Source organism: Bremerella sp. JC817, assembly GCF_040718835.1.
In the GTDB taxonomy this organism is placed as follows: domain Bacteria; phylum Planctomycetota; class Planctomycetia; order Pirellulales; family Pirellulaceae; genus Bremerella.
In genome coordinates this window covers 114,354-126,411 of sequence record NZ_JBFEFG010000267.1, presented here as the reverse complement: position 1 = coordinate 126,411, position 12,058 = coordinate 114,354, and the positions used below count along the sequence as shown (strand labels likewise).

Sequence of the window (12,058 nt, the reverse complement as noted above, 5' to 3'; positions counted from 1 at the left end):
CTTCCGATCGTCGATTCCTCTGATATTCCGTCGCCTGATTCAGGCCGACGACTTCCCCGCTGGCTGAAGCGGAACATCCCCAAGGGAGATCCAGGCCACAAGACCACCAACTTGATGAAAGAGTTGGGTCTGGAAACGGTTTGCGAGGAAGCGAAGTGCCCCAATCGTATGGAGTGCTATTCGCAGCAAACGGCGACCTTCATGATCTTGGGCGCCATCTGCACCCGCGCATGCAGCTTTTGCTCGGTTTCTCGTGGGGCTCCACAGGCTTTGTCGGACGACGAACCAGAACGTTTGGCAGAAGCTGCCTTCCGTTTGGGACTGAAGCACGTGGTGATCACATCGGTCACGCGTGACGATCTGCCAGATGGTGGCGCGGATCATTACTACCGCTGCATCGAAGCTGTTCGTGAACGAACCGGCGCCACGATCGAAGTGCTGACCCCTGACTTCATCGAGTCGAAGGAAGCCTTGGAACGCGTGCTGGCCGCGAAGCCGGAAGTGTTCAATCACAACACTGAAACCGTGCCGCGGCTCTATCGCCGAGTGCGTGGTCCGAAGTCCGAATACAGTTGGACGCTCGAACTGCTGAAGCGGGTGAAGGAGATTGCTCCGGAAACGAAGACCAAGAGTGGTCTCATGCTCGGGCTCGGCGAAACCCGCGAAGAGTTACTGGACACTTTGGCAGATCTGCGTGAAGCGAACGTTGATTTCCTGACTTTGGGACAATATCTGCAGCCCGACCAAAAGAAGTACCTGCCGGTCGTGCGATACCTTCGACCGGAAGAGTTCGTCGAACTGGGCGAACAGGCCAAGCAGATGGGCTTCGTCAAAGTCGCCAGCGGCCCGTTCGTTCGCAGTAGCTACCACGCTCGCGACATGGCCGAAAGCTTCTAAGCTCAAGCTAAAATCCGTAAGCAGAACACAAAAAAAGGCTCCACGATGCGTGTAGCCTTTTTCGTTTCTTGAACCAGCCCAGGGAAGCTTAGCGGTCGGTATAAACCGTGGTGCTTTCTTCCTTAGTGATCGGGTCTGGAATGCCGTCGGTGCGGACCTGAACCCGAATTCGCTGATCGCCTGGCATGGTGCCTTGGGCCTGGATACTCAAGCGAATGGTCTGCTTAGGATCGAGGCGGGCGATCGGCTGGAAGATGATCTGGTTACCTTGCAGCGAACCAGGCACTTCGCCATCGGCAGCCATCGCTCGCATGCCTTGTGGCAGGGTGGCGGTGACCTGAACATTGGTCGCTTCCTTCGAGCCTTGATTGACGACCTTGATGTCGTAGGTGGTGTCTTTGCCCACTTCGATCGGGTCGGCCTGGTCGGCGACCTCGAAGAAGATCGCGGCGAGGCCTTCGACATGAATCGTCGATTCGTCTTCGGCCGTCAGGCCCTTGTTCGCCGAGCCTTCGACACGCAGACGCTGATCACCTGGTTCGATCGGCAGGGCAACCAGTTCAACGGTGCCGGTCTGCGAAGGAGGCAGTTCCTGAAGACTCCAGAAGACAGCGTGACGCGTGGCATCGTATTGGCCGGCGTTGTTGGCTTCGACAAACTTCAAACCCTTCGGCAGGTACGTAACCAAGTCGATCTCGTGAGCTGGCGCGGTACCCGGGTTGCTGATCGAAACGGTGTACTTGGCTGGGCGTTCGAGGTAACGCAGTTTCGGGCCGGTCATGGCGACCTGAAGCTTCGGAGCGACCACTTCCAGCGGAAGGGCATGTTCGGCGGTCAGGTTGCCATCGGCACGTGCTCGGAGCATGTTCTGCACCTGGCCGGCCGCGACGGCGTTCAGCACCAGATCAAGCTGACGCGATTCGCCAGGCTTCAGAGTGCCAACTTCAAATTCGAGTTCTTTCCCGGCAGGATGGGTGAAGTTGCCTGGGACATTTTCTTCCAGGACGACGCCGGTAGCGGCTCCGGTGCCTGGGTTGGCGATCGTGATGGTGATGCCGAGTTGGTTGCCGGCCAGAACGGTGGCGGCACTCGACTGCGAGATCGTCAGCTTCGGGCGAGTCACGATCGAGCGAGCCGATGCCTTGGCGGCGAACGAAACGCTGGCGACACTACCGATGTTGCCTTCTTCCAGCGGAAGAATCTCGAGCTTGATCGTCTGACGCTGCTGTGGACGAAGGGTGCCCAGGTCCCAGGTCAGGCTGCCATCGCTACCCTGCTGGGCTTGAGGGCTGCTGGAAACCAGCTTGGTACCGGATGGGACCATGTCACGAATCATGACGTTCGAGGCTTCGACCTGGCCGTTGTTCTCGACGTGCAGTTCAAACGTGGCGACTTTGCCCACTTGAACTTCCGGAGGAGCGACCTTCTCCAGGCGGATGCTTGGTTGCTGGTCACCTTCCAGATGCGAATCGCCAGGGCGAGCCGAAACAAGCATGCCGGTCGGAGCACCCACTGGTGCACGCGAGGCAATCGCGGTTGGCTGTTCGCCACCGAAGCGAGGCTGTGGCTGGGCTTCGGGCTGATAGGTCGGACGCGGGTCTTCTGGCATGCTTGCAGGGGGAGCAGGCGTCGCCGAAAAGCCGCGAGTCTGGCTGAACGATGCGGGAGGAGCCGAACCAATCACACTTGGCTGTGGCGTGGAAGGAGCGGATGGGTTCGCTGCTGCCGGATTCGAGTCTGCCACATCGTTTGCCGAGAAGCGACCGGCTGGCGGCGGGGATGGCATCGAAGATTCAGGCGAAGCATATCCAGGCACGCTTGGCTGAGGGACCGCAGCCGGCGTGGGAGTGGCCGTTGCGCTGAAACCAGACGTCATGGGATTGGGAGGCGGCAGATGCGAGTTCACCGCGTTGCCGACCGCTTCGGCTTGTTCGCGAAGGGCATTGCTGGCCGAACCAGCCATCGACGAGAACCGCGAGTTTGCACTATCGACGGCACCTTGGATGGCGGCGGAGGCTTCCGAGGTGGCGGCATTGGCGTCGGCAGCGATGCCGTTGGCGGTTTCTTTGATTTGTTCCGCGGCCTGACCGATGGCCGAGTTATCGCTCATCTGGAAGCGAACCGGAGGAGCCGGAATACCGCCTGGAGCGGCGGGCGTCGGCTCGGCATCCGAGGCAAAGCTTTGCGGGCGAGGTGGCATGCTTGGAGCAGCACCGGCGGCAGGATTCGCCGAGGTGGGCTCTGGAGAACTGTCGCCGATGCTGAATCGATTGCCGCCAGCAGGAGGTGCCGCAGGATTCGATGTTCCAGCAGTTTCGGAATCGGTAGCCGTTGGTGGTGCCGGGAAGCGACTAAAGCGGCTCGGAGGCGAGTTGTCACCACCGACCGTCGTGGTGCTGCCTGCAGCTGGGTTTCCCGTGGAAACCGGAGTCGCGGCTTCGCCCGAATCGGAGAAGCGGAATCGCGAGGCAGGCGTCGGGACTGCCGGCTGGACTGGTGGGTCCGACGCAGCGGGCTTCGCGGATTCCGGTTCGGCAGGCGTATCGTTCGAAGCGAGAACGACCTGCGATTGCGGGAACGAAGAGGACGCAACTTGCGTTGGCTCGCCCGGTGGAATTTGCGAGATTTCGATCGGTTCTGGATCGGCGGAACCACGCGATGCCATCATCGATTGTCCGATTGCGGTGGCGCCCAAAGCAACCACTCCACCAATCACGGCCAAACGCAGGTAAATGTTTTTCATGGCATCCTTGCCTAACATGCGAAACTCTTTCTGGCATCCATTCTCAAGAAAATAGTGTCGGCTCGGAAATTACTAGCAAAATCCCGGTTTCGGTAAAAGATCAGTTCAAGTCAGGATGCGCGTTTGCCGACAGCCAAACCTGCTAGCAAAAACAAAGGCCACCCCAAACAGAGTGGCCTTTATGTGTTGCTATGCGAGTCGAAGCGTTACTTCGAGATCGCCTTGATTGCTTCGGCGGCGGCTTCGTTGCCCGCGTCTGCAGCAGCTTTCAGCTGAGGCAGAGCCGACTTGGCCTTCACGCCGAACATGGCCAGGGCCTGAGCGGCTTCGCTAGGAATGTAGTCCTGCGTGGTGTCGTTCAGATGCTTGACCAAAACCGGAATCGCCTTGGTAGCGACGTCTTCGTCTTCTGGAGCAATGTGAGCCAGCGACCAGGCGGCAGCGAACTCGGTGAAGCCATCTTCGCTGGTCAGCAGTGGCATCACGTCTGCCTTGGCCGAGACAGCACCGTTGCCGATGCGACCCAGGGCATACAACGCGTCCAACTGCAGCGTTCGCGAATCCGATTTCAGGAATGGCGTGATCGCTTCCAGGGCACCAGCCGACTTCTCGCCGATCGCACCCAGGGTCATCAGCAGTTCGGCTTGGAACTGAGGATCATCGGAAGCGGTCAATGCTTCGGCCAGCGGAGCGACTGCTTCTGGAGCAGCTTCACCCCAGCGACGAATGATCGTCACCGAGACCCAACGCATCTTTTCGTCCTGCAGGCCCTTGGCGACCTTGGGCAGGATCTGTGGACCCATCTTCACGATAGCATCGGTGATGTTGACCACCACGCGAGGATCGGCATCGTTGAGAGCATCCGCGATGATCGGCTGAACGACCGACGATGGAGCACCCAGGTTCGCCAGGCAGCGAGCGGCTGCGGCACGAACGTTCGGGTTTTCGTTCTTCATCGCTTCGACCAGGAAGGTCGCGGCGGTTGCCATCTTCTGCTTGTCTTCAGGATGCAGCTTGGCCAGAGCGTAGTAGCTCATCAGGGTCAGAAACGCGTCTTCCCCTTCCGCAGCCTTTTGCAGAGCGTCCGAAGCTTTCTGGTCTTCCATCGCGGCCAGGGCGAAGGCAGCCGAGTACTTCACAGCTGGAACCGGATCGCTATCGAGCGTCTTGATCACGCGATCCAGGGCCGGCTTGGATTCAGGACCGATCTCGCCGAGGGCGATCAAAGCATGCATACGGGTTTCGGCGTCTGCGTTATCGAGAACCGCAGCCAGTTCCGGAACGACAGGAGCCGCGGTCTTGCCCATTTCGGCAGCGACCAGACAGGCCCAGTAGGCGGCCTTTGGATTCTTCAACGCCATCTTCAAGCGAGGCAGAGCCTTTTCGCCCTTCTCGGCCATTTCGGTCAGCACTGGCAGAACCATCGCTGGTTCGGCATTTTCCAGAACTTTGACCAGGATCGGCAGCGAGACGTTTGGATCGACGTCCATCTCAAGCATCGCTTCCAATGCTTCATGGCGAACCATGGCGTCTTCGTCGGTGATCAGCTTGATCAGTTGCGGAACGACTTTGTTGCTTCCGGTGTCGATCTTACCGATGGCATAAGCGGCGTAGGCACGCACTTTTGGCAGTGGACTGTCGAGCAGTTTGACCAGCACAGGCGTAGCGCTGCTGGCTTCTTTGCCGAACTGGGCGATCGCACGAGCAGCACGACGCTGCAGTTCTTCGTCGTCGCTATCGAGGGCGGCTGTCAGGGCGGGAATTGCTTCTGCGGCAGGGGCGTCGGCAAGGTCGTCAGCGGCGGCATAGGCTTTATCGCCACCTGCCTTCAGGTCGGCCACCAACTGCTGCGTGTCGGTTTCGGCCGCAGATAGGGTACCGCAGAAGAGCATCGCGGCACACAAAAACATCAAACGGGCACTCATCGCCGTCTCCAGTTTCGTATTCATAGAGAAGAGGTTGTGTTGCAAGTCAAAGGTGTCAGGATCAAATACGTCGGCCCAACTAGCTGGATGGGAACCGGACGTCGTACGACAAGGCTTCCATGAAGCGATTGGCGTCGATGTACTGCTGCGGTTCGTAATCACGAATCCGCTTCTTCAGCTCGTCGTACATCGTGTCGACAGCTTTGACGACTTCCTGGTGCGACTCGTAAGTCGAGAACGACCCCTTCTGCGAACGCTTCTGGAATCCAGAGTCGATTGCTTTGCGGTAAGGGTCGTAAACCATCGAGGTCAAAATTAACGGCCAGTGCAGTTCGCCGGTGACCGGATCGATCTGGTCATCGTTCAGACGCTTCGGAGCACGCTGAGCGTTGATGCGGAAGATCTGCTCACTGGTAACCTTCGGGCCCGCTTGTTCAGCGCGGAAGGCATCGTTGCGGCGACGCATGTCGAACCAGACTTCCTGGGCGCGGTTGCGGTTTTCGATGTACGCCGCGTTCGCTTCCTGCTGGTTGATGTTGGCACGCGACGTTTCGAGGTTGTACATACCCTGCGAACGAATCACGTCGGCCAAACCACGCTGGTAGCCTTCTTCAGCAGTCGAAGCGTGGTAGCTGTAGCCACCCCAAGGACCGCCCCATTGTGCATAGCAGGAACTGGCGAGTAGCGGCATTACAAGGGCCGCTAGAAGTGATCTTGAGACCATGACTCTTTCCATCGTTGCAGGAAGCTGTAAGGAAACCCCATCGGAACCTTGGTTTCGTGGGAATGTATTTATACTTTGGTAATCCTACCCCAGTAAAAATGATAGTTAAGTCAGAAATCGGATGCCAAGAAAAACAGACGAATCCGCCGGTAAAGCGATGCCGACATTCCTGAAGGTTTTCGTTTTGATTGCAGTGGCTTTGGCCATTCCGATCGTCCCCTTCGTGATCTGGGGGCACGATATCGAACAGGCCGCCGCCGCATGGGAGGAAACCCATGCCAGTCCAGGACTTATGGCGATCGTGCTGTTCCTGCTATTGTCTCTTGACGTGTTCCTTCCGGTCCCTTCAAGCCTGGTAAACACCCTCGCTGGAGCCAAGTTAGGCCTGCTTGCCGGCGGCGCGGTCTGCTTTGCCGGCCTGACCGTGGGGGCCGCGTTTGGGTTTGGCCTCGCTAAATTGGCGGGGCCGGCACTGCAAAGGCGTTGGATGGCAGAAGAAGACGTCCGAAACCTCCAGAAATTTGCGAATGACTGGGGAGTGGTCACTTTGGTCGTGACCCGTGCTCTGCCCATCCTGGCCGAGGCCGCCGTCGTCCTCCTAGGTGTCCAGGGGCTTTCGTGGCGTAAATTCTGGCCGCCGGTCCTTCTGGCTAACGCCGGCATCTCGGTCGCCTATGCTGCCTTCGGCCAGGTTGCCGCGGAACAGGAATGGCTGGTGATCGCGCTGGCCATCTCGGCTGGCCTGCCTTTACTGCTTACCTTCTTCGCCCGGCGTTGGTTGCAGTCGCAGCGAACCGAGGAAGTGGTTTAGCAAGAAAAAGCGAAGCGGATTTCACCATGCCCCGATGCTGCAAGCAGCACGCGATGAAATCCGCTTTCGCTTTTGGTCTAATTAACGCGATTCGCCAGGCAATTTGCGAGGGAAAGGCGAGCTTTCGACAGGCGGCAATGGTTCGCCGGTTTCTTCCAGCCAACCTTGGCGTTCTTCTTCCGAAGCGTAATAGCGAAGCCAGGTTTCTGGGTCGCCATCCGGCTCAGCACAGTTGAAGTAGATGCAATGGCTCGTCAGGTCGACCATCTTCTCTTGCGAGGGCAGGATGTCTCGCACCACCAGGCGATACAGTTGGGCGTCGCTCAGGTGATCGGTGAAATCGAGGTAGATGCGACGCGAGGCGAGCTTGTCGATCATGTCCCAGAGGACTTCGTGCAGTTCATCCGCCGAGAGTTGATCGGCTCGGGGAGGAGCGAGGCTCGGGCTGAACCACTGCGAGATCGGCAGTACAGGGGCACGTTCCCAGGCGAGAATCGCACTCAGAAACTCGTTTTCGACGCGAATGGGTACGCGACCGCTGTCGAGAATCTTCATCGATTCGTCGAAGAACGGCTCTAACTCGTCACGCAGCTTGGCGTTTAAGAGTAGCTGTTCTACGTCCTCGGGATGGGGGCGACGAAACCTGACCACTGCTGGCTAACTTTCCGAAAAAGACGCGAAGCACGGCGTTGTTAAAACGCAACGTGCGTTTCCGATGACTGTTTAAATGACTCTATCAACAATCGATCTCGCTTCAAGATTTTGAGCTGCGTCTGACCGGTAGAAAAAATGTAGAAATAGGCCAGAAGCGATTGCGACCGTTACAAACGGAAAAGCTTGCCGGGAATTTTGGAGATAATCGGCGCAAGCGGACCACATAGCCCAAAAATCAAGCTAGGAATTGGCGGAATAAATAAAGCAAGAAGGGCGATGCACCGAAGATGCATCCGCCCTGTAGGTCCTGCGCTTTTTAAGAATCAACGGCGATTTATTCGCTGTCTTTGCAGAAACGACGCTCAACGTCGGTAATTTTGTCGACCCGTCGCTGGTGGCGGCCTTTTTCAAATTCGGTCGTGATCCACAGTTCGACCATGCGGTCGATCAGCCGTTCCCCCAATAAGTCGGCCGAGAGGCACATGACGTTCACGTTATTGTGGCGGCGGCTCATCTCGGCGGTCAGATCATCGTGACAGGTCGCGGCTCGGACGCCAGGGAATTTGTTGGCGGTGATCGCCATTCCGATGCCCGATCCACAGATCAGAATGCCTCGATCGACGGCGCCGTCGACAATCTTTTCGCTGACGGCGGTGGCAATATCGGGATAGTCGATGCTGTTGCAATCGTGGGCTCCGCAGTCGACCGCCTCGTGCCCCAGTCTCTTCAGGAGCTCGATGATCTTCGCTTTGACCTCGTAGCCACGATGATCACTTCCGATTGCGATTTTCATGTTCGTCACATTCTGACATGCGATAAAAACCACCGTTTGCGGCCGCAGGAGGTACGACCGTGGACGTTGGCAGGAAAAGACTAGGAGGGCAGAAGGCTGTCCAGGTCCAGATCTTTTACGCGGAGTTTGATCTCCGATTCGATCTGTTCCAGGCACTGTCGATATACGTCTTCCGAGCCGCCAATCGGATCGGCAATGTCTCGACCATCGCAGCTTAGCGTTTGCACGCGATCTCGAGCATCAGGCCAGCGGGCCAAAATCGCATCGCGATGGCCAGCAGTCATTGTCAGGATCAAATCGGCCTGTTCCACAAGGCGATCGCTCAGCGGTTGGCTGGCATGCGGAGCCAGGTCGAGGCTTCGCTCGGAAAGGATATGGATCGCTTCTGGGGCCGCACGTCCGCCAGGATAGGCGGCAATCCCAGCCGAAGCGACCAGAATACCTTTCTGATCGAGCTGATCGATGGTGGTTCCGACCTTATCCGCCAGGTGTTTCTGCATGATGACTTCCGCCATCGGGCTGCGGCACGTATTGCCGGTGCAAACGAATAGGACAAAGTAGCTGCTAAGGTGATTCAAAACACTCTCCGAAACGACACCTTGACGTAACATCTGGAAGTGGTTGCCTTCCACTTTGACGACGCTGGAAGGTTGCCCGTACCGGCACTTTCCATCGTCCAAAATCAATCCTACCCGATCACCAAGGGCTTCCACGACCTCTTTTCCGTGAATCGCGTCGGGTGTGCCCGACAGATTTGCACTGGTCAAAGCGAGCGGTCCCGGCAGGAAATGCATCACTTCCGAGATCAAATCGTGTGCCGGAACGCGAAGCCCGACAAATCCACTGGGTGATACGGCTTGCTGTACCTCAGGCGAAAACTGCGACACGACCGAGCCTTCATCGCAAGGCATCACCAGCGTCACGGGACCTGGCCAACAGCGTCGCGTTAATCGTGCCATCAGGGGCGTCGCGTTGGGCACATAGTCCCATAGCGTGTCGGCACCAGGGACACAAAGGCTGAACGGGTTGGTTTCGGGGCGACCCTTGGCATGCCGCAGATCATGTACCGCTTGTGGATTCAGTGCGGAAACGGCCAGCCCATAGACGGTTTCGGTCGGAAATGCCACGATTTCGCCCTCGACCAAGGCCTGAACGGCACGATGGACGACATCTCGGCGATCATCAGCGGTTTTGACTTCGATAACTTTGGCGGGCACGAACCGGTTCCAGGATGGTCTTCAGGTGTCTAAAAGCTGTTTTCAGTACTTGTTTATCTATTCCGATTTCATTCCGAGAAAAGATCGTCGAGGCTAAATCAGTCCCCTTAGATCCTATAAATCGGCACACGAGCGAGGGATGTTTCCTCTCTCTGCTGAAAACTGAACCTTAGAAACTGAAAACTGTTTCCGCGAGGCGTTCGCAGAAGTTATTATTTTCAAAGAGGTTACTATACGAAATGGGGGGATCGCCTCACAAGTCGTTTCCCAAGTCGATCTACCCTTAAACATACTGTACCGTGATATTCTTTGCCCCTGACTCCTCCGGGTTTCTCGCTTTCCGGTCGCTAATCTGGTGCGCCGTGCTGGGACTGCCTGGGTTGGCAGGCTGCATGCCCGCCGCTGGGCCATCCACCGAACCGGAAGTCGTCTGGGGCCGACGAGGCGTTTCAGACGGTTTATTTGAAAAGCCGAGGGCCGTCGCGATTAGCCCGGACGACGAACTTTACATCGTCGACATGACAGCCCGGATTCAGGTCTTCGACCTCGATGGCAAGTTTCAGCGATCGTGGCAGATCCCTGAATTCTACAAGGGACGCCCCTCAGGGCTATCCTTCGACAACGATGGCAACTTGTTGGTAGCTGATACCCATTACAACCGCATGCTGGTTTACACGCCCGATGGCAAGCGGCTCGACGAGCAAACTATTGGGGGTGTCGAAGGCTCGCAACCAGGCGAGTTTGGGTTCGTCACCGAGGCGGTTCAAGACTCCCAGGGAAACTACTACATCTCGGAGTATGGCCAGCACGATCGCGTGCAGAAGTTCGATCCGGAAGGGAACTTTCTTTTCCAGTGGGGTGGCCATGGAAGCGAACCAGGGCAGTTTATCCGGCCTCAGAACATGGTCATCGACGAGCATGACCATGTTTGGGTCGCCGATGCCTGTAATCACCGAATCCAGGTCTTCGACGCGACCGGCGACGAGGCCAAGTTGATCAAAATCTGGGGCGTACATGGCACCGAGCCTGGCGAACTGGGATATCCCTACGATCTTGTTCTTGACGGGGAAGGACATTTGTACGTGGTTGAATACAGTAATCACCGGGTGCAGAAGTTTGATCTCGATGGAAATTCGCTCGGGACATGGGGCTCGTCCGGGCATGACCCCGGCCAACTGAACAGTCCGTGGGCCTTGATTCTGGACCGCTACAGCCGCATTCATGTGATCGATTCCGAGAATCATCGAGTCCAGCGGATTCGACTCTAACGCGAGTCAGGCGAACCTCTCGTTCGCCGCGAAGGTCTCTCGCATGGGGAATGTTCCCCCAAGCAAACCAAGGAGACCGAAAGATGCACCGCGAGTCGTTGTATTACGACTACGTTTATGTTGTCCACGACTTTCTGACCCCGGATCAGTGCGCGCAGTACATTGCGATGGCGGAAACGGAAGGCTTCGTTGATGCGCCGATCACAACTTCGGAAGGCGTCGAGATCCGGAAAGATGTCCGCAACAACCTTCGTGTCATGATCGACCGACCCGAACTGGCCGACCAACTTTGGCAAGCGGCCAAGTCGTGGGCAATCGATCCTTGGCGGGGACGAACTGCGATCGGGCTCAACGAACGGCTGCGGTTCTACAAATACGATCCCGGTCAAGCATTCGCACCCCACTTCGACGGCCGATATCGTCGCAGCGAAACCGAGAAGAGCGACTTCACGTTCCTCGTTTATCTGAACGACGACTTTGCAGGGGGCGCCACGCGGTTCTTCAAGCCTGAAACCTTTCGCGTTGTGCCACGTACCGGATCGGCTTTGTTCTTTCACCATCCGCAGCTTCACGAAGGCGAGGTGATCGAGTCCGGAACGAAGTATGTTTTGCGGAGCGATGTGATGTATCGCAGTACGCTGCTCGAGAATGTTTAGGGCGGGGAAAAGAAAAAGGGGATGAGTCCATCTCATCTCGCGAGTTAAGGCGACTCGCGTTTTCGTGCCAGGCACAAAATTGGACTCATCCCCTTTTAAGCGGATGCCAGGGAAGGTCGGCGAGTCCCTGGTCTCTTGATGCGGCAATGTGAGTCTGTACGATATTGCGCTATCCCCACTATAGCCGAGAAAACGCGGGTGAAACGTGTTACCTAAATTTGGTCGAAGTTCTTCAATTTCGACAAACGAGTTCTAACGCCGCCAATAGCGTTGGTTTCGGCACGTTTCAGAAAGATCGGCCGGTCTTGTTGCCGGTGGGAAGTGTGATTCCTTTAGGGAGTGGCGGCGTTACGCGATTGGGGGTGCGGTG

General features: G+C 57.2%; 10 protein-coding genes. 4 read left to right on the top strand and 6 right to left on the bottom strand.

Features of this window, described 5'->3' with window-relative positions; translation table 11 throughout:
- The first annotated feature begins 6 nt into the window (after positions 1-6).
- Positions 7-897 (top strand): lipoyl synthase, encoded by an 891-nt coding sequence (lipA, locus tag AB1L30_RS09230; protein ID WP_345092427.1) that lies wholly within the window; start codon positions 7-9, stop codon positions 895-897.
- 88 nt (positions 898-985) lie between these two features.
- On the opposite strand, the gene AB1L30_RS09225 is transcribed toward lipA, so the two are convergent.
- From AB1L30_RS09225 to AB1L30_RS09215, 3 genes are all read right to left on the bottom strand, one after another.
- On the bottom strand, positions 986-3,640 hold the full coding sequence (locus tag AB1L30_RS09225) for a hypothetical protein (protein WP_367013128.1): 2,655 nt from the start codon (positions 3,638-3,640) through the stop codon (positions 986-988).
- A 206-nt stretch (positions 3,641-3,846) separates the two neighbouring features.
- Entirely contained in the window at positions 3,847-5,589 is a 1,743-nt protein-coding gene (locus tag AB1L30_RS09220) for a HEAT repeat domain-containing protein (protein WP_367013127.1), read from the bottom strand.
- A gap of 55 nt (positions 5,590-5,644) precedes the next feature.
- On the bottom strand, positions 5,645-6,289 hold the full coding sequence (locus AB1L30_RS09215) for a hypothetical protein (protein WP_367013126.1): 645 nt from the start codon (positions 6,287-6,289) through the stop codon (positions 5,645-5,647).
- A gap of 121 nt (positions 6,290-6,410) precedes the next feature.
- Here AB1L30_RS09215 and AB1L30_RS09210 point away from each other — a divergent pair, with 121 nt between their 5' ends.
- Complete coding sequence (locus tag AB1L30_RS09210) at positions 6,411-7,100, top strand: VTT domain-containing protein (protein ID WP_367013125.1); 690 nt, start codon at positions 6,411-6,413, stop codon at positions 7,098-7,100.
- Between the two features lie 81 nt (positions 7,101-7,181).
- Here the strand turns inward: AB1L30_RS09210 and AB1L30_RS09205 are convergent, their stop codons facing one another.
- The 3 genes from AB1L30_RS09205 to AB1L30_RS09195 all read right to left on the bottom strand — a co-directional run bounded on the left by AB1L30_RS09205 (position 7,182) and on the right by AB1L30_RS09195 (position 9,764).
- Positions 7,182-7,751, bottom strand: coding sequence for a hypothetical protein (locus tag AB1L30_RS09205; protein ID WP_367013124.1), 570 nt, complete (start codon positions 7,749-7,751; stop codon positions 7,182-7,184).
- A 337-nt stretch (positions 7,752-8,088) separates the two neighbouring features.
- The gene (rpiB, locus tag AB1L30_RS09200; protein ID WP_367013123.1) at positions 8,089-8,547 is read right to left on the bottom strand and encodes a ribose 5-phosphate isomerase B; all 459 of its coding nucleotides are present in this window, start codon (positions 8,545-8,547) and stop codon (positions 8,089-8,091) included.
- 80 nt (positions 8,548-8,627) lie between these two features.
- Entirely contained in the window at positions 8,628-9,764 is a 1,137-nt protein-coding gene (locus AB1L30_RS09195; RefSeq protein WP_345092171.1) for an L-threonylcarbamoyladenylate synthase, read from the bottom strand.
- Positions 9,765-10,156: 392 nt separating this feature from the next.
- Between AB1L30_RS09195 and AB1L30_RS09190 the strand changes: the two genes are divergently transcribed.
- Together AB1L30_RS09190 and AB1L30_RS09185 are read left to right on the top strand one after the other, a co-directional pair.
- Complete coding sequence (locus AB1L30_RS09190; RefSeq protein WP_367013122.1) at positions 10,157-11,032, top strand: NHL repeat-containing protein; 876 nt, start codon at positions 10,157-10,159, stop codon at positions 11,030-11,032.
- A gap of 83 nt (positions 11,033-11,115) precedes the next feature.
- Positions 11,116-11,688: a 2OG-Fe(II) oxygenase gene (locus tag AB1L30_RS09185; protein ID WP_367013121.1), complete on the top strand. Its 573-nt coding sequence runs from the start codon at positions 11,116-11,118 to the stop codon at positions 11,686-11,688.
- Positions 11,689-12,058 lie beyond the last annotated feature (370 nt).